Here is an 18,920-nt window from a genome sequence, read left to right as displayed (position 1 = left end):
CCTTGTTATCTTTGTGAGGGGTGCCAGAACGTCACCCGTTTTTCGATGAACGCCATGGCCCCGTAGAATGCTGTGCCGACAAGGGCCGCAACAATGATTTCGGCCCAGACCATATCCATCGCCAGACGTCCGACCGAGGTTGAAATGCGAAAGCCCATGCCCAAAGTCGGCGAGCCAAAGAATTCAGCAACAATGGCACCGATTAACGCCAGAGTCGTCGCAATTTTCAATCCATTGAAAATGAACGGCATCGCGACGGGGATGCGCAACTTGACCAGGGTGGCCCAATACCCCGCGCCATAGGTGCGCATAAGGTCGCGTTGGATGGCCGAACTGTCGCGCAGCCCCGCAACCGTGTTCACAAGAATCGGAAAGAACACCATCACACTGACAACGGCCGCCTTTGACTGCCAATCGCTTCCCAGCCATTTCACGAAAATCGGCGCGGTTCCGACAATCGGCAAGGCGGCCAGAAATGCGCCGACCGGCAAGATGCCCTTGGTCAAAAAGGCCGATCTGTCGGCGAGGATCGCAACCACAAAAGCGGCCCCCGCCCCGATCAGATAGCCGGTCAGGGCACCCTTGATGATGGTCTGCTGAAAGTCGGCCCATAGCAGCGGCAATGAGTTGGCGAACTGCGCGGCAATGGCAGAGGGTGCGGGCAAAATAACCGCGCTGATGCCCAGCATCTGCACCAGCACTTCCCACATCAGCACGATTGTCACACCGAAAATCGTTGGAATGATCAGGCTGACGGCGCGGGTATCGGCGGCGGGCGAATTGGACAGCCGGGTGTTCAGCCACCAGCCGCCGACCCAGATCACAAGGGCAATCGCATAAGCCATCACGCCGCCCCCATGCCCATCTGACGCAGGGTGCGCCGTTCAATCAGGCCAAGGATCGCCAGCAATCCGGCGGCGGTGATCGCGGCGGCAAACAGCGCCGCCCAAGTGACCAACGGCTGGCCATACTGATCGCCCACCAACATGCGCGCACCAAAACCGGCCTTTGCCCCTGTCGGCAATTCCCCGACGATCGCACCAACCAAAGCTGCTGATATGCCAATCTTGAGCGAAGCAAAAAGATAGGGAATCGATGCGGGAAGCCGCAGCTTCCAGAACCCTTGACCGTCGCTCGCATTATAGGTGTGCAGCAGATCAAGCTGCATCGCGTCAGGGCTGCGCAGCCCCTTGACCATCCCCACAACGACCGGAAAAAAGCTCAGGTAGGCGGAAATCACCGATTTGGGCAAAAGCCCCTGTATCCCGATTGAGCCCAAAATCACGATGATCATCGGCGCCAGCGCAAGGATCGGGATTGTCTGTGACACGATGGCCCAAGGCATTACGGACTTATCCATCGTCTTGTTATGAACAATCCCGATCGCCAGCAAAACGCCAAGGGCCGTGCCAATCACAAAGCCCAGCAATGTGGCCGATAGCGTAACCCAACCGTGATAGACAAGGCTGCGCCGAGAGGTTATTTTCTGTGTGAAAACAGTGTTATACAACTCGGCTGCTATCTGGTGCGGGGACGGCAAACGCGGGCGCACCTGCACGAAAGTCAGCGGAATAATCGCGGGATTTTTCAGGGCCAGCGTCAGCCCCAGATAGTCCTGCCTGTCGGCTGCGGATTCCGGCGTGATCACCATGTCGTCGCGCGCCGCCTGATCAGCCGTCAGGTGTGCGTTCATCGGAATGACGGCCAGCGTCCAGAACAACAGGATCGCGGCAACGACCGTAAGAACCGGAAGGAACGTGCCGCCTTTAGTCATCGCCATGGCCTGCGCGCAAGCCTTCGCGGACACGGTGCGCCACGTCGATAAATTCAGCCGAATCGCGAATATCAAGCGGGCGGTCGCGTGGCAGTGGGCTGTCGATCACATCGGAAATCCGCCCCGGTCTGGGCGACATCACGACGATCTTGGTGCTTAAATAAACCGCTTCGGGGATCGAATGGGTCACAAAGGCAATCGTTTTTTGCGTGCGCGCCCAAAGCTGCAAAAGCTGTTCATTCAGATGGTCGCGCACGATTTCGTCCAGCGCGCCAAAGGGTTCGTCCATCAGCAGGATATCCGCATCAAACGCCAGTGCGCGTGCGATCGAAGCGCGCTGTTGCATGCCGCCAGACAGTTGCCACGGGAACTTTTGTTCAAATCCCGCCAGTTCAACCAGTTCCAACACGCGGGCGACCCTTTCGGCCTGTTCGGCCTTGGAAAACCCCATGATTTCAAGCGGAAGGCGGATATTTCCGCCAATCGTGCGCCACGGATAAAGCCCCGCCGCCTGAAACACATAGCCATAGGCGCGCGCACGGCGTGCCGCATCCGGCGTCATGCCGTTCACCGAAATCTCGCCCGCTGTTGGCATTTCCAGACCGGCAATACAGCGCAGGAACGTGGTCTTGCCACAGCCCGAAGGGCCAATAAAGCTGACGAAATCGCCCTTGTTGATCTCGAGGTTAACATCCTTGAGGGCATGGACGGGACCATCGTTTGTCTGGAACGTCAGGTCGAGGTTTTGTGCGGAAATGACTGTCATCGCGGGGTTTGCACCACGCCCCGGACCTGATCCGGGGCCTCGCCGCCAAGTTCATAGAGGCCCCGGATCAGGTCCGGGGCGCGATACGTTTTTCTCACTGAATCAAACCCCCGTCACCGGAATACCCGACCGTTTCACCGGCCGTGGCGCGGTCAGTTCTTTCCATGACGACAGCGCCTTGTTGGTGGCGGTGTTGCCTTCGCGTTTGACGAACTTGCCGTGGCCTTCCTGCGTGCGGATTTCTCCGTCATGCACGGCGACATGGCCGCGCGTCAGGGTAAAGCGTGGCAGGCCCGTTACTTTTTTGCCCTCGAACACGTTGTAGTCAATGGCGGATTGTTGGGTCTTGGCGGTGATCGTCTTGGATTTTTTCGGATCCCAGACCACAAGATCGGCGTCCGCCCCGACCAGCACGGCCCCTTTGCGCGGATAGCAGTTCAGGATTTTCGCGATGTTGGTGGAGGTCAGCGCGACAAATTCATTCGGCGTCAGCCGCCCCGTTTCAACGCCGTGGGTCCAAAGCATCGGCATACGGTCCTCCAGCCCGCCGGTGCCGTTGGGGATTTTCGTGAAATCACCCACGCCGTGGCGTTTCTGATCGGTCGTGAAGGCGCAGTGATCCGTCGCGACCACGGACAACGACCCCGACTGGATACCCGCCCAAAGGCTGTCCTGATGTTTCTTATTGCGGAACGGCGGGGACATAACGCGCCGTGCGGCGTGGTCCCAATCCTTGTTGAAGTATTCGCTTTCGTCCAGCGTCAGGTGCTGGATCAACGGCTCGCCCCAAACGCGTTTACCTTGTTGGCGGGCACGGCGGATCGCCTCGTGGGAATCCTCGCAAGACGTGTGCACCACATAAAGCGGCACGCCCGCCATATCGGCAATCATGATCGCGCGGTTTGTCGCCTCACCCTCGACCTGCGGCGGGCGGGAATAGGCGTGCGCCTCGGGTCCGGTGTTGCCCTCGGCCAGCAGTTTGGCGGACAGTTCGGCCACCACATCACCGTTTTCCGCGTGCACCATCGCGATCCCACCAAGTTCGGCAAGCCGTTGGAAAGACGCATACATTTCGTCGTCATTCACCATCAAAGCGCCCTTATAGGCCATGAAGTGCTTGAAGGTGTTGATGCCGCGGTCCTTGATGACGGTTTCCATGTCCTCAAAGACCTTTTCACCCCACCACGTCACCGCCATGTGGAAGCTGTAATCGCAATTGGCGCGGGATGATTTGTTGTCCCAGCGCTTCAGGGCCTCGTGCAGCCCCTCGCCCTGATTGGGCAGCGCAAAGTCGACAACCATCGTCGTGCCACCGGCCAAAGCGGCGCGGGTGCCGCTCTCGAAATCATCGGTGGAATAGGTGCCCATGAATGGCATTTCCAGATGGGTATGCGGATCAATCCCGCCGGGCATGACATAGCACTCCGTGGCGTCCAGCTGGTCGTCACCTTTCAGGTTCGGCCCGATCTCGATGATCTTGCCGTGGTCGATCAGGACATCGGCCTTGTAAGTCAGATCAGCGGTGACGATCGTGCCGTTTTTGATAACTGTGGTCATGTTAGGTCTCCTTGCAATCTTATCTGCTCAACGCTTGCACGAAGAGCATCCGCGCTCACGGGCATTGCCAGTTTCCTTAGAGGGTTCAGGCCAATGGACCCTTGATCAGGCAACGCGCTCGTCGGGAGAACGAAGAATGACCATTGGTCTGCGTCCCTTTGGTTCGCGTCTTCGGTCGTCACTCCGTGCCAACCAAAGACATATATATTTGCTAGCCGCTCCGTCACATTCGTAACTTCCGCCCCGTGCAACATCTGCTTTGGCTTCTTGATGCTAAACGAGGCGGACCCCTTTGAATTGGCGGGTGATGCCCAAGTCTGCTTTGCTGCAGACTGTTTTACTTCAAGCCGCGTTCCGTCATCATGTACGATATCCCAAGCCGCCCAATCGTATCCGGCCAGTTTCCAACCTTCACCAAGTAATTCCGCAACCATCGTTTCCACGTACAATCCACGTAGATTATTCTGGATCAAGTCGTTGTCGAAAAGACCGCTAAGTCTATTCAAGACCGTATGATGAAGGCCTTGATTCACTCCACGATCCCCGCCGTTTCAACAACCGCGTGCAGTAGCACGTCCGCCCCCGCGGCCGCCCATTCGCGGGAAATCTCCTCGGCCTCGTTGTGCGACAACCCGTCCACGCAGGGGCACATCACCATCGCGGTGGGGGCGGTGCGGTTGATCCAGCAGGCGTCGTGGCCCGCGCCGGATATCAGATCGCGGTGCGAATATCCCAGCCGTTCGGCGGCGTTGCGCACCGCCGTCACGCAGCCTGCGTCAAACGTCACAGGGTCAAACCCGCCGACCTTTTCAAATTCTACCGTCATCCCCATATCATCGACGATTTTTTGCGCCTCGGAATGCAACCGTGCTTCCATGTCTTCGATCACCGCGAGGTCGGGCGAGCGCAGATCGACGGTGAACACCACCTTGCCGGGGATCACGTTGCGCGAATTGGGATAGACGTCGATGTGGCCTGCCGCGCCAACCGCGTGGGGGGCGTGGGACAGGGCGATTTCCTCGACCTTTTCAAGGATACGCGCCATCGCCAGCCCTGCGTTTTTGCGCATCGGCATCGGCGTTGATCCGGTGTGGCTTTCCTTGCCCGTGACGGTGACTTGCGTCCACGATAGCCCCTGCCCGTGGGTGACAACGCCGATATCCTTGCCCTCGGCCTCCAGAATTGGCCCCTGTTCGATGTGCAGCTCAAAGAAGGCATGCATCGTGCGCGCGCCGACGTCTTCGTCACCGCGCCAACCAATGCGGGCCAGTTCATCGCCGAATGTTTTGCCTTCGGCATCGGTGCGCCCATAAGCCCAATCCTGCGTGTGCATGCCCGCGAACACACCGGACGCCAGCATCGCAGGGGCAAAGCGCGTGCCTTCCTCGTTGGTCCAGTTTGTCACGACGATCGGGTGCTTTGTTTTGATCCCCAGATCATTCAGCGTGCGAATGATTTCGAGGCCACCAAGCACCCCCAGCACGCCATCGTATTTCCCGCCCGTGGGCTGCGTATCAAGGTGCGAACCGACATAGACCGGCAGGGCGTCAGGGTCGGTCCCTTCGCGGCGCGCGAACATATTGCCCATCTGGTCAAGGCCCATCGTGCAGCCCGCAGCCTTGCACCAATCCTGAAACAGGTGGCGCCCTTCGCTGTCTTCATCCGTCACGGTCTGGCGGTTGTTGCCACCTGCGACGCCGGGGCCGATCTTGGCCATCTCCATCAGACTGTCCCACAACCGGTCACTGTTGATTTTCAGATTTGCACCGATCACCGCCATTTGATTTGCCCCCGTATATTTGACCAACTGGTCAAAGGAACGCTAACAGAGGTCTAGGACGAGTCAAGGTTTGTGCTTAACCATTGGACTTTGTGTCGCTAGACACGCCAAATGATTGGGCAGCGTGCCTTGATGTAGCCAGCAAAGTGGATGCCTAAGATGTCGAAGTCCGAAACACGCATCCAGAAAAAGAACCAGGCCACGATTCTTGCGGCCGGGTTACAGGTGTTTTCGCAATACGGATTTCGCGGATCAACGCTGGATATGATCGCCGAGGTCGCAGGCCTGTCCAAGCCGAACCTGCTTTACTATTTTTCGTCCAAAGACGCGATCTACAAGACACTTTTGGCCCAGCTTCTTGAGAACTGGATGGAGCCAGTTTACGCAATTGATCCGGCTGGTGATCCGGTCGGGGAAATTCTGAACTACGCAAAGCTCAAGCTGAAGATGAGCCAGAACTTCCCGCGCGAAAGTCGTCTATTTGCCAACGAAATCCTGCAGGGCGCGCCGCAGATCAGCGATGTGTTGCACGGCGAATTGCGCCGCGCCGTCACCGAACTGGCGCATGTCATAGAGGGCTGGATAGACATGGGGCGCATCCGCCCGGTCGATCCCTATCATCTGGTGTTTTCGATCTGGTCAATGACCCAGCATTACGCCGACTTTGACGTGCAGGTGCGTGCGATCATGGGCGACACCGATCCGTTGATCGGCGCAGAGCATCACATCGAAGACACCCTGCGCCGTCTGCTGTCGGTCTAGCTATTCGGCCGCCACAGCGCCCGGATTATTCGGGTGTGTTGTCCAGTTGGCATAGTCCTTTTCCACGACCTTGCCCGTGCGCGGATCGACCGTGCCGGGGGCCAGCGGTTCAAGGGTGATGCAGTCTTCGACGGGGCAGACATCGACGCAAAGGTTGCAAGCCACGCATTCCGCGTCGATCACCTCGAACACACGGTCGGGCGACATCGAAATGGCTTGGTGGGATGTATCCTCGCAGGCTGCATAGCAGCGCCCGCAAGCAATGCAGGCGTCCTGATCAATCCTGGCCTTGGCGACATAATTCAGGTTCAGGTATTGCCAATCGGTGGTGTTGGGGACAGCCGCGCCCATGAAATCGGCGATGCTTGTGTGGCCCTTTTCATCCATCCACTGTGACAGGCCGCTGATCATTTCCTGCACGATCTTGAAGCCATAGGTCATCGCCGCCGTGCAGACCTGCACATTGCCGCAGCCAAGGGTGATATACTCTGCCGCATCGCGCCAAGTGGTGATGCCGCCAATGCCCGATATCGGCAGGCCGGCGGTTTCTTCGGCACGGGCGATTTCGCTGACCATGGACATGGCGATGGGTTTCACGGCCGGGCCGCAATAGCCGCCGTGCGTGCCCTTGCCGTCGATGCTGGGTTCGGGTGACATCGTATCAAGGTTCACGGATGTGATCGAATTGATCGTGTTGATCAGGCTGACCGCATCGGCCCCACCCCGTTTCGCCGCCGCCGCTGGTTTACGCACGTCGGTGATGTTGGGCGTCAGTTTCACGATCACGGGCTTGGAGTAATACTGCTTGCACCAGCGGGTGACCATTTCGATGTATTCGGGCACCTGTCCGACAGCCGCGCCCATGCCCCGTTCGGACATCCCATGCGGGCAGCCAAAGTTCAGCTCGATCCCGTCTGCGCCAGTGTCTTCGACCAGCGGCAGGATATCTTTCCACGCCTGTTCTTCGCAGGGCACCATGATCGACACCACAATGGCGCGATCGGGGTAGTCGGCCTTGACCCGCTTTATTTCCTCAAGGTTGGTGAAAAGGTCGCGATCCGTGATCAGTTCGATGTTGTTCAGGCCCAGCACCCGCCGGTCTGCGCCATAAACTACACCATAGCGCGGGCCGTTGACATTAACGACCGGCGGTCCTTCGGCGCCCAGGGTTTTCCAGACAACGCCGCCCCAGCCTGCCTCGAAGGCGCGGCGCACGTTGTATTCCTTGTCCGTCGGCGGGGCCGAGGCCAGCCAGAACGGGTTGGGGCTTTTTATACCCAGAAAATCAGTTGTCAGATCAGCCATTGTCGATTTCCTTTTGTCCGTATCCCGGGCCTGACCGGGATCTCGTGAAAGACGAGGCCCCGGATCGTGTCCGGAGCGTGAGGTTCAGCGCATCAGCACGTCATGAATATCCATCGCCGCGTCGCGGCCTTGGGCGACCGCAGTAACGGTCAGGTCATCCCCGCCCGCGGCGCAATCGCCGCCAGCCCAAACGCCTGCGCGGCTGGTGCGGCCCGCGCCTGTGACGGCAATCTTGCGCCCGTCCAGTTTCAGGCCCGCGTCAGTAACAAGTGTCTGCCCGATCGCGCGGTAAACCTGATCGGCGGGCAGGCGGATCACCTCTCCGGTGCCCGTCAATTTACCTTTGTCGGTCGCCGTGTATTCCAGCTCGATCTCGGCAACTGCACCGTTGCCGTGAACCACCTTGGGCTGCACATTGAACAGCAGTTTCACGCCGTGGGACGCTGCAAGGTCTTGCTCGTAGCGGCTGGCACTCATGGCGTCGCGGCCACGGCGATAGGCGATCGTCACGTTGTCCGCACCCAGCAGTTTCGACTGCACGGCCGCATCAACGGCTGTCATCCCGCCACCAATGACGACCACATTGCGCCCGACGGGCAGTTTGGCCAGATCGCTGGCCTGTCGCAGGTCGGCGATGAAACTGACGGCATCCGCAACACCGTCTTTGTCATCCCCTGTGATCCCCAAGGCATTGACGCCACCCAGACCGACCGCAAGGAACACGGCGTCAAATTCGTCTGCCAGCCCGTCAAGGCTCAACCCGTCACCAAGCGCCTGACCCGTTTCCAGTGTGATACCGCCGATGGACATCAGCCAGTCAACTTCCCTGGCCGCGAAATCATCCGTCGATTTATATGCAGCGATCCCGTATTCATTCAGACCGCCCGCCTTGGGTCGTGCGTCATAAATCACGACCTCGTGGCCAAGCATCGCCAGACGGTGCGCATTCGCAAGACCGGCGGGCCCGGCACCGACCACGGCGACACGTTTGCCCGTCGCCTTGGCGCGGGCATAAGGGTGGCTGTTCCTGTCCATCAACGTATCGGTTGCGAACCGCTGGAGCCGCCCGATTTCAACCGGTTTTCCTTCGGCCATTTCACGCACGCAGGCCTGCTCGCACAGGTCTTCGGTCGGGCACACCCGCGCGCACATGCCGCCCAGAATGTTCATGTCAAAGATCGTCTTGGCCGCCGCTTCGGGGGTGCCGGTGCTGATCTGTCGAATGAACAGCGGGATATCAATATCGGTCGGACAGGCCGTGACGCAGGGCGCATCATGGCAAAAATAGCAGCGATCTGCAGCGACCGCGGCCTCGTGGGCGCGCAGCGGCGCGTGAAGATCGTCAAAGTTCTGTGCCAGTTCCTCTGCGTTCAAACGCGCGGGCACGACGCCGGGGGTAAATGCACTGTTCATGTCAGCTCCGTCCATCAGATTCACCTTGATGGTGCCACAGAACGAAATTTTATCAAAAGGTAAAATTTTGTGCGGCGCAAAATAGACAGTTTTCGGGATTGCTGGCGTGCGCCAGCGGTTTTCGCTGTTCAAGTGGCACGCCCCGTTCATAAGTTGGTCCATGACCGGCGCGCATCCCTCCCTCAAGTGGCTTTCGACGTTTCGTGCGATTGCGCAATCGGGATCGGTGCAGGCGGCGGCGGCACAAACACAGCAATCGGTCAGCACCGTGTCACATCAGTTGCAATCGCTGGAAAAGCACCTTGGCGCGGGATTGATGGATCACACCTGCCGCCCGATGGTTTTGACCCCGCAGGGCGCGATCTATTTGCGTCACGTCGAGGAGGTGTTGAAGCTGCTTGATCAGGCCAGGGGCGATCTGGAGTCGATCGTTCCCGATGCGCTGCGGCACTTGCGTTTCGCGATGATCGACGACTTTGAAGATGATGTGGGGCCCGCGGTGACGCGGCTGCTGACGCAAACGCTACCCAACTGCCGGTTCACCCATTACACCCGCACAAGCCATGACATCCTTAGCCTGTTGCGCAATCGCGAGCTTGATATCGCGGTCGCAACGCAGCCCCAATCCCCCCTGCCGGATGTGGCCGAGTACCCTGTATTGCGCGATCCGTTCGTTCTGGCTGTGCCGGCCGCTTTTGCAGGCAACGGCGAGGATCTGATCACGGGACGTTCCGGCCTGCCCTTCCTGCGGTATATGCGTGGGCAGATCATGGGCGGGCAGATCGAGGCACAACTGACCCGCCTTGGCATCAAACTGCCCAACCAGTTCGAGTTTGACAGCACCGCGTCGATTCTGGCGCTGGTTGCGCAAAACAGCGGCTGGGCAATCACGACCCCCAGCAACTTTGCCCGCAGCAAGCAGTTTCACGGGCGCGTGCGGTTGATCGCATTTCCACGCAAGGGCTTTGCGCGCACAATTTCGATGTTCGTCGCTGCGCCGCATCTGACCGATATCGCCCAGACCATCGGCACGGCCCTGCGCAGCCAGTTGGCCACCCAATCCATCGGTCCCGTGACCGAGGCGCATCCTTGGCTGGTTGACGGGTATCGGTTGATCACGGACTAGCCGATAATGTTGAACGCCGCGCGGATTTCGCCATCTTGCGCGGGTGTCAGATAGATCGGGTGGTGGGTTGCCAGCACCGCACGCGCACGTTTCTTCGCACGCACCCAAGCATCCAAAGCGCCGTCCTCGGCCCAGGCGCGCGGCTGCGCACGGTCGGCGAGTTTGGGGTAGTGATAATCGCGCTCCATCGCCTGATATGTCGCGTTTGACCCCAGAAAATGCCCTTCGCCCAGCACCGCCGCACAGATCGTGTCAAAGCCAAGGTTTTCAGTCGTTACCTCGACCCCGCGCAGGGCGCGGTACGTCATGGCGTGCATCTCGTCTTCCAGAATGAAGGCCTCGAAACTTGCGCCCAAAAGGGCCGCCGTCATCCCCGAGCTTTCATAGATCAGATTGCCCCCCGCAAGGGCGGCGGCAAGGCTGGTCATGCCCTTTTCGACGCCGTATTGCGCGTCAATCGCCTTGGCGTCGGTCATTGAACAGGCCACACCCGAAGGCAGCCCCAACCAGTTGGACAGCTGCGCCGAGGCGGCGTTGAGCAGGGTCGTTTCACCGCCCCCGCCCGCAAATGCCCCGCTGCGCAGGTCAATCACCAGCGGCCAGTTGGAAAACACCATCGGAAATCCCGGTGAAATCACGTTGACCATCACAAGGCTGGCCAGCGTTTCGGCCAAGGACTGCGCAAGAAAACCTGCCAAGGTCGCCGGGGCCGTCGCGCCCGCCTGCGCGGCCGTGATGCAGGACATCGGGATGTTGTGGGCGATGCATTCATAAACCACATCTACCGCGTCCTCGCCAAATCGCATGGGCGAAATCACGGGGCTGATGTGTGCCTTCACAAAGGGGCGTTTGGCAAAACTCCCTGCTCCGCCGCCCGCGATATCAAACATCTTTACGATCGGTGCAACATGTTGCGCCAGCGTAAAGGCCGTGGCCACAGGTTTGGTCGTGTTGCGCATCAGGGCGTAGGCCGTGTTGACGTCTAGATCATAGGTATCAGGGACATCGGTGGCGATGCAGCAGCGCGTGAACCACGCCACATTATCAAGCGTGTCCTGAAGGCGCGTGAAATCGTGCAGGTCCTGCAAGGTCGAGGGGCGGTATAGGCCGCTTTCCAGATCAAGCGTGTTGACCGCCGCGCCGCCCGTTCCGAAATAGACGCGGTCGCCGCCAACGTGAATGTCGCGGGCCGGATCGCGCCCGTGCAGGGTGAATGTCTTGGCCGCGTGGCTGATGGCCCGTTTGACCAGCATTTCGGGAAAGCCAAGGCGCGCGTTGCCCAGATCAACTGCCCCGGCTGCGGTCAGATCGGCCCAAAGCCTGTCGGGCACTTCGCCCATCCCCAGTTCGGCCAGCAGGCGCAGGGCGGTGGCAAAAATCTGTTGCAGGTCGGCGTCGCCAAGCGGGCGATAGGCACCACCAATCTGGCCGGGCGGCGCGGGGTTGGTGGTGGGCGGGGCGGCGCGTGCCGTCACTTTGGCCTTACGGCCCTTGCGGCGCGGCTTGTCCTGCGTTTGCATCCCTGGCCCCTGTTTTCGTCCTGCCACAATGGGAACGGCGCGGTTGTTTCCATTGCAATGCCTTTCATACAATTCCCGATTTCATGGAAGTTGTATTTCAATTGGCCGGATAATGCAGTTGTCATTGACCACAGGGCCGCTTTTTCAGGCAGTATCGCGCAGGATTGAAAGGGAACATCATGAAATCGCACACCCGCGTCGTTGTTATTGGTGGGGGCATCGCCGGATGTTCCACGCTTTATCACCTCACCCAAGAGGGGTGGAGCGATGTGGTCTTGCTTGAACGCAACGAACTCACATCAGGCACAACATGGCATTCGGCGGCGCAGGTGACGAACTTTGGCATGAACCAGACGATGGTTGGCCTGAAAACCCATTCCATAAACCTTTACAAAGAGTTGCGCGACGATGCGGATTATCCTGTGCAATATAACCACGGTGATGGCGGCATTCGCCTTGCCAATACGCAGGCGCAGATGGACGGCTATCGCCACTTTGCCTCGATGGCGCGCGGCATGGGTGTCGCATTTGAAGTGATCGACGCCAAGGAATGCGCCCGCCGCCATCCGCTGATTTCGACCGATAATCTGGTCGGCGGCCTGTGGGATGGCAATGACGGCGATATTGATCCGGCGTCCTTGTGTCAGGCGCTGGCACGCCGCGCACGCAAGGCCGGGGCCGAAGTTTACCGCAACACCCCCGTGACGGGCCTGACGCAGCACAAGGACGACAGCTGGACCGTCCACACCGATCAGGGCGATATCACCTGCGAAATCGTCGTGAACGCCTGCGGCTACCGCGTGAACGAGGTTGGCGCGATGATGGGTGTGCATCACCCTGTCACGTCGATGGAACATCAGTATTTCGTGACCGAGGACATTCCGGCAATTGCCGAGGCAGGCCACCGGATGCCGTTGCTGCGCTGCCCGATCAGCGATTACTACTGCCGTCAGGAAAAGAACGGCCTGTTGGTCGGCTTTTATGAACAAGACTGCAAAACATGGGGCATGGACGGGATCGACCCGCATTTCGTCAACGCCTTGTGCCCCGATGATCTGGACCGGATCACAGATGTTCTGGAAGGGGCGTTTGAACGCATGCCCGCCCTGACCGAGGTCGGGATCAAGACCATCGTCAACGGCCCGATCACCTATACGATTGACGGTGCGCCGCTGGTCGGCCCTGTCCCCGGCAAACGCAATGCGTTCTGTATCATCGGCTTGCGCGCCGGACTTGGCGAAGGCGGTGGGCATGGCTGGATGCTGGCCCAGCAGATCGTGCATGGCGAGGCCTGCTATGACACGTGGTGCATTGATCCGCGCCGCTTTACCGGCCACACGAATGTCGAGCTGACCGCGCTCAAGGCGATCGAGGACTACCAGAACGAGTTCCGCTTCCATTTCCCGAATGAGCACCGCCCCGCAGGCCGGATGGCCAAGACAACCGCGCTGACCCCTGTTCTGGCCGCTGAAGGCGCCGAATTCACGGTCGTGAACGGTTGGGAGCGGGCCGAGTTTTTCAAACCGACCCCTGATTTTCACGTCACCCACGGCTTCCATTTTGATGAAAGCTTTCCGGTGGTCGCCGCCGAGGTCGCCGCCGTGCAAGACGCCGTTGGCCTGTGCGAAGTGAACGGGTTCAACCGGTTTGAAATCACGGGTTCGGATGCGCGCACTTTCCTTGACCGGATGTTCTGTGGCCGCGTCACCGCCAAACCGGGCCGTGTGGGGCTTGGGTATCTTTTGAACCACCACGGTATGCTGAAGGGCGAGGCGACCGTGGCCAATCTCCCCGCCTCGGATCGTGGTCCCGAACGGATTTGGTATGGTTCTGCCGCAGCGTCAGAGTTCCACGATATGGACTGGTTGCAAAGCCATGTTGGCGCGGATGAGGACGTGCAGATCGCCTCGCTGACCAATGATCAAACAATCCTTGTGCTGGCAGGACCAAAGGCGCGTGCAGTGATGCAGGCGGTCAGCCGCGCTGATTGGTCGGCGGCCGGTTTCCCGTGGCTGTCGGTGCGCGAATGTTTCATCGGATACGCCCCTGCAACCGTCATGTCGGTCAGCTTTTCGGGTGAACTTGCCTATGAAATCCACGTTCCCAATGCATCGCTTTATGCGGCCTATCTTGCATTGCGCGACGCGGGGCTGGCCCAAGGGCTGCGCCTGTTCGGGGCGCATGCAGTGGAATCAATGCGGCTTGAAAAAGGCTATTTGCACTGGAAAGCGGACATCCTGACCGAATTTGATCCGTTTGAAACGGGCCTGTCACGCTTCGTTGATATGGTCAAACCTGATTTTATCGGCAAGGCCGCATTGGAAAAACGTGTCGCCGCCGAGCCTACCAAACAGCTTGTCACGCTGCACCTTACTGATGACAGCGCCCCTGCGCATGGTGGCGCGTCGGTCATGCATGGGGAGGGGGTTATTGGCACGGTGACATCGGGTGGCTATGGCCATCGGGTGCAAAAGAACCTTGCCTACGCCTTTGTCGATGCCGGCCTTGCGCAGGTCGGCGCTACCTTTGACATTGACCGTCTGGGGCAGATGGTGCCGGCGGTGATTGTCGATCCGGCACAATATGATCCGCACATGGCCCGCGTGCGCGGTTAACCCGAAATGCAGGGCAGTTATGCGCAATTGCCCATATACATTCGCGCGCGCGGCCCTTATTGGCAGGCCTTTGATCCTGAAAGAAGCCGCCCGTGAAACAGACCATCGCCGCCGCCCTCGAGACCCAAGGCTACCACACCCTGACCCCCGTCCAAGAGGCGGTGACTGCGCCCGAACTGGGTGCGGCCGATTTGCTGGTGTCCGCCCAAACCGGATCGGGTAAAACCGTGGGCTTTGGCCTTGCGATTGCACCAACGCTGCTTGGGGATGGCGATACATTTGACGCCGCGGGCGCACCGCTTGCGCTGGTCATCGCCCCCACGCGCGAACTGGCCTTGCAGGTAAAACGGGAATTCCAGTGGCTTTATCGCGCAGCGGGCGCTGTGATTGCCTCGTGTGTTGGTGGCATGGATATGCGCGACGAACGGCGCGCCCTTGAACGCGGCGCGCATGTTGTTGTCGCCACGCCGGGCCGTTTGGTCGACCATATCAAGCGCGGCTCGATCGACATGGGGTCACTGCGCGCGGTGGTCCTGGACGAAGCGGATGAAATGCTTGATCTGGGATTCCGCGAGGACCTTGAGTTTATCCTCAGCGAATTGCCCGAGACCCGCCGCACCCTGATGTTTTCCGCCACAGTGCCTGCCGCCATCGCCAAACTGGCAAAAAGTTTCCAGCGCGACGCTGTGCGTGTCACGACCGTCAGCGAAACCAGCCAGCACGCCGATATCGAATACAAGGCCATGCCCGTGGCCCCGCGTGATGCTGAAAACGCCATCATCAACGTGTTGCGCTATTACGATGCGCGCAACGCCATCGTCTTTTGCAATACCCGCGCCATGGTCGCCCGTCTGACCAGCCGCTTTTCAAATCGCGGGTTCAGCGTTGTGGCCCTGTCGGGCGAGTTGACCCAGAATGAACGCACCCACGCCCTGCAAGCCATGCGCGACGGGCGCGCGCGGGTGTGTGTGGCCACTGATGTTGCGGCGCGCGGGATTGACCTGCCGGGTCTGGAACTGGTGGTCCATGCCGAACTGCCCAACAATTCCGACACCTTGTTGCACCGGTCGGGCCGCACGGGGCGCGCGGGAGCCAAAGGCACCTCGGCGCTGATTGTGCCCGTCAAAATGCGCGGCAAGGCTGAACGCCTGCTACGGTTCGCGAAACTCACGGCCGAATGGGGTGCACCGCCTTCGGCTGCCGAAGTGCTGGCACGCGACGAAGAACGCCTGTTGGTCAACACACCATGGGATGAGCCCGTGGGCGAGGACGATCAGGAATTTGTGGCCAAACTGGCCTCCGAGTTCAGCGCGTCCCAGCTGGCCGCCGCCTTCCTGCGCCTGCACCGTGAACGCCAATCCGCCCCCGAAGAACTGGGCAATGTCGAAGACGCCGCCAAGCCGCGCCCGCGTTCGGAATTTGGCCCCTCGGTCTGGTTCTCGGTCAATGTGGGCCGCGACAAGAACGCCGAAGCGCGCTGGCTGTTGCCGCTGCTGTGCAAGGCCGGCGGGATCAGCAAGGACGACATCGGCGCGATCCGCATCCAGCAAGACCAGTCCTACGTTGAAATCTTGAAAACCAGCGTTGACGGGTTTCTGGCCCGTGTCGGCAACGGTATGGAGCTTGAGGCGGGCACGTTGATCACGCAGCTTGACAAAGCACCGGTGCTGTCCGGCCCACCACCGCGCAAGGGTGGCGGCAAGCCAGCCTACAAGCCGCGTGATACGGACGCCGCACCGCGCGCCAAGCCCGCGCGCGCGCCCAAGAAAGACCACGGCGATGCCTTGGCCGATTGGAAACCCAAAGGTGACAAGCCTGCGGGTGCGGGCAAGCCTGCCGATAAACCGCGTGGCAAACCCGGTGATAAACCCAAGCGCGACTATGACGGGAAATCCGGAAAGCCTTCGGGCAAGCCAAAGGGGAGCTACGAGGGCAAGCCTAAGGGTAAGTTCGGCAGTAAATCCGAGGGGAAATTCGGTGGCAAACCAGCCGCGAAGGGCGCGCCGCGTGCTGATGCTGCCCCCGCCAAACGCAGCTTTGAAGGCGCAAGCGATCCATCCAAGCGCTTTACGCCGCCGGGCAGCAAGCCCAAGGGCGGAAAACCCGGCAAGCCGCGCGCTGCAAAGGGCAAGGGTGCGCCCAAAGGCGGCGGTGCCTACCCCAAACGCGGGAAATAACGCCTAGCGCTGGCTGGCCATATCGGCGACTTGGGTTGCGTCACCAACGCCTGCAAGGGCGGTGACATTGCTGCCCTTCGCGCGCTGCAATGCGGCGGGGGGCTTGCCATCAATCAACGCCGCAAGGTCTGACAGGATCAACTGCCCGATCAACTGGCGCCCACCCGCCACCGCCGCTGCCCGATGGGGCGACAGGATCAGGTTGGGGTTGTCGCGCATCGGGTGGTCAGCCGCCACAGGTTCGCTTGGAAAGACATCAATCGCGGCACGGATATGCCCCCCCTGCGTGGCCGCCAGCACCGCGTCGAAATCCACCAGATGCGCGCGACTGATCAGAACCAACAGCGCACCCTTGGGCATCCGGGCGATTTCGGACGCGCCGATCAGCCCTTTGTTTTCATGGCTGGGTGCCGCGGCAACGATCACGCAGCGGCTGTGCGCCATCAAATCATCCAGCGACACAAGGTCGACCCCCGCCGCATTGGCAATATCTGCCGGCAACCACGGATCGCATGCGGTCACTTGGGGCGCGAATGGGCGCATCAGATCATGGGTAAGACGGGCGATTGACCCGTACCCGACAAAGCCGACACTTGCGCCAAACAGGGTGAAATCGGTCGCGTCATTGTCCGCCAGCCAGCTTTCGCGGCCAGTGCGAAACCCTTCGTGTTCGGCAACCAAGCCGCGCGCACCCGCCAGCACCATCGCCAAGGTCATTTCCGCGACCGACTGGCGGAAACCGGGGGCACAGGACAGCACCTCGACCCCGCGCGCGGCACAGGCGGCATAGTCGATTGTGTCGGGAAACGCGCCCGACACCTCGATCACCATGCGCAGGTGGGGCGCCGCATCAAGTGTCGCCTGATCAACGCAGGGGCTTGCCGCGATCAGCACATGCGCGCGCGCCAGACCATCGCGCAGGACATCCGCAGGAATGGGTTCGTCCCTGCCCCAGATTACCTCGGCCATATCATGCAGACGGCGCAGATCGCTGTCGCTGAACAGCTCGCCAACCTGACGCCAATGGGCATCAAGGATCACAACGGGGCGGGTCATTCCATTTCGTTGAAAAGATGCGCCTGCGCGGGATCAAAATTCAGGCTGATTTCGGCGCCGTTTTCCATCACCCGGTCCTCGCCGATGGCCGCAATGATCTTGGACCCTTCGCGCAGAGTAATGTCGACAACAGTTTCTGCGCCCAGACGTTCGGTAATGGCAACCTGCCCGTGCAACATCCCCGTATCACCGTTCACTGGCACCAGATACTGCGGGCGAATGCCCAGTGTCGCCTTGTCGCCCTTGGTAAAATCACGCCCCCGCCGCGGCACGGAAATCGTTTCCAACGACGGGCTGGAAATCGTGACCGTCTGCGCATCGACGTCCAAGACATCAACGACCATGAAATTCATCGACGGCGCGCCAAGGAAGCCCGCAACAAACAGGTTCGCCGGCTCGTGATAAAGCTCCATCGGCGCGCCGACCTGCATCACCAATCCGTCCTTCAGCACGACGATCTTGTCGGCCAGTGTCATGGCTTCAACCTGATCGTGGGTGACGTAAATCATGGATGCACCAAGGTCCTGGTGCAGCTTGCCGATCTCCATCCGCATGTCCATGCGCAGGGCCGCATCAAGGTTGGACAGGGGTTCGTCAAACAGGAACACCGACGGATCACGCACAATTGCGCGGCCAATGGCGACGCGCTGGCGCTGCCCGCCTGACAGTTCCGAAGGGCGGCGGTCCATCAGATGTTCCATCTGCAAAATGCGTGCGGCTTCGGCGACTTTGGCGTCTTTGGTTTCCTTGTCGATCTTGTTGACTGTCAGGCCAAAGGCCACGTTTTCGCGCACGGTCATATGCGGGAAAATCGCATAGGTCTGGAACACCATGGCGATGCCGCGATCTTTGGGTTCAATATCGTTGACGACCTTGCCATCAATTTCCAGCGTGCCGCTGGTGATATCCTCAAGCCCGGCGATCATCCGCAAAAGCGTGGATTTGCCGCAGCCCGAGGGGCCGACAAAGACGACAAATTCACCGTCAGCCACATCAATATCGACGCCTTTGATGACTTCGACCTTGCCATAGCTTTTGCGAAGGTCACGTAGTTTTACCGTTGCCATTA

At 60.0% G+C, this 18,920-nt stretch carries 14 protein-coding genes; 4 read left to right on the top strand and 10 right to left on the bottom strand.

What is annotated here, in order from left to right; all coding sequences use genetic code 11:
• Positions 1–5: 5 nt before the first annotated feature.
• The 5 genes from SJY21_RS14310 to SJY21_RS14290 form a co-directional block, all read right to left on the bottom strand.
• Positions 6–845, bottom strand: a complete 840-nt coding sequence (locus SJY21_RS14310; RefSeq protein WP_377512119.1) for an ABC transporter permease — start codon at positions 843–845, stop codon at positions 6–8.
• On the bottom strand, positions 845–1,780 hold the full coding sequence (locus SJY21_RS14305; protein WP_377512116.1) for an ABC transporter permease: 936 nt from the start codon (positions 1,778–1,780) through the stop codon (positions 845–847). Before SJY21_RS14305 ends, SJY21_RS14310 begins: the two co-directional genes overlap by 1 nt.
• Positions 1,767–2,540: an ABC transporter ATP-binding protein gene (locus tag SJY21_RS14300; protein WP_377512113.1), complete on the bottom strand. Its 774-nt coding sequence runs from the start codon at positions 2,538–2,540 to the stop codon at positions 1,767–1,769. The genes SJY21_RS14305 and SJY21_RS14300 overlap by 14 nt, the downstream gene beginning before the upstream one ends.
• A 102-nt stretch (positions 2,541–2,642) precedes the next feature.
• Entirely contained in the window at positions 2,643–4,097 is a 1,455-nt protein-coding gene (gene hydA, locus SJY21_RS14295; RefSeq protein WP_377512110.1) for a dihydropyrimidinase, read from the bottom strand.
• 529 nt (positions 4,098–4,626) lie between these two features.
• Positions 4,627–5,877, bottom strand: coding sequence for a Zn-dependent hydrolase (locus SJY21_RS14290; protein WP_377512107.1), 1,251 nt, complete (start codon positions 5,875–5,877; stop codon positions 4,627–4,629).
• A gap of 159 nt (positions 5,878–6,036) precedes the next feature.
• On the opposite strand from SJY21_RS14290, the gene SJY21_RS14285 reads away from it, so the two are divergent.
• Positions 6,037–6,639, top strand: a complete 603-nt coding sequence (locus tag SJY21_RS14285) for a TetR family transcriptional regulator C-terminal domain-containing protein (RefSeq protein ID WP_377512104.1) — start codon at positions 6,037–6,039, stop codon at positions 6,637–6,639.
• On the opposite strand, the gene preA is transcribed toward SJY21_RS14285, so the two are convergent.
• Positions 6,640–7,944: an NAD-dependent dihydropyrimidine dehydrogenase subunit PreA gene (preA, locus tag SJY21_RS14280; RefSeq protein WP_377512102.1), complete on the bottom strand. Its 1,305-nt coding sequence runs from the start codon at positions 7,942–7,944 to the stop codon at positions 6,640–6,642. It lies immediately after the preceding gene.
• Between the two features lie 84 nt (positions 7,945–8,028).
• On the bottom strand, positions 8,029–9,357 hold the full coding sequence (locus SJY21_RS14275; RefSeq protein WP_377513256.1) for an NAD(P)-dependent oxidoreductase: 1,329 nt from the start codon (positions 9,355–9,357) through the stop codon (positions 8,029–8,031).
• 160 nt (positions 9,358–9,517) lie between these two features.
• On the opposite strand from SJY21_RS14275, the gene SJY21_RS14270 reads away from it, so the two are divergent.
• A complete protein-coding gene (locus tag SJY21_RS14270) occupies positions 9,518–10,483 on the top strand; it encodes a LysR family transcriptional regulator (RefSeq protein ID WP_377512100.1) in 966 nt (321 codons plus the stop codon).
• On the opposite strand, the gene SJY21_RS14265 is transcribed toward SJY21_RS14270, so the two are convergent.
• A complete protein-coding gene (locus SJY21_RS14265; RefSeq protein ID WP_377512097.1) occupies positions 10,480–12,003 on the bottom strand; it encodes a trimethylamine methyltransferase family protein in 1,524 nt (507 codons plus the stop codon). The two genes, SJY21_RS14270 and SJY21_RS14265, sit on opposite strands and share 4 nt — an antisense overlap.
• Positions 12,004–12,182: 179 nt before the next feature.
• Here SJY21_RS14265 and SJY21_RS14260 point away from each other — a divergent pair, with 179 nt between their 5' ends.
• Complete coding sequence (locus SJY21_RS14260) at positions 12,183–14,618, top strand: FAD-dependent oxidoreductase (RefSeq protein ID WP_377512094.1); 2,436 nt, start codon at positions 12,183–12,185, stop codon at positions 14,616–14,618.
• A 92-nt stretch (positions 14,619–14,710) separates the two neighbouring features.
• Positions 14,711–16,795 carry a DEAD/DEAH box helicase gene (locus SJY21_RS14255; RefSeq protein ID WP_377512091.1) on the top strand — a complete coding sequence of 695 codons (2,085 nt, stop codon included), beginning with the start codon at positions 14,711–14,713 and terminating at the stop codon, positions 16,793–16,795.
• 3 nt (positions 16,796–16,798) lie between these two features.
• On the opposite strand, the gene SJY21_RS14250 is transcribed toward SJY21_RS14255, so the two are convergent.
• Complete coding sequence (locus SJY21_RS14250) at positions 16,799–17,851, bottom strand: NAD(P)-dependent oxidoreductase (RefSeq protein ID WP_377512088.1); 1,053 nt, start codon at positions 17,849–17,851, stop codon at positions 16,799–16,801.
• On the bottom strand, positions 17,848–18,918 hold the full coding sequence (locus tag SJY21_RS14245) for an ABC transporter ATP-binding protein (protein ID WP_377512085.1): 1,071 nt from the start codon (positions 18,916–18,918) through the stop codon (positions 17,848–17,850). Before SJY21_RS14245 ends, SJY21_RS14250 begins: the two co-directional genes overlap by 4 nt.
• Positions 18,919–18,920: the final 2 nt, after the last annotated feature.

Origin of the sequence: Octadecabacter sp. R77987 (assembly GCF_042466115.1) — a bacterium.
GTDB lineage: Bacteria > Pseudomonadota > Alphaproteobacteria > Rhodobacterales > Rhodobacteraceae > SW4.
The sequence above is the reverse complement of the archived record's forward strand: the minus strand, read 5'-3'. Positions and strand labels throughout refer to the sequence as shown.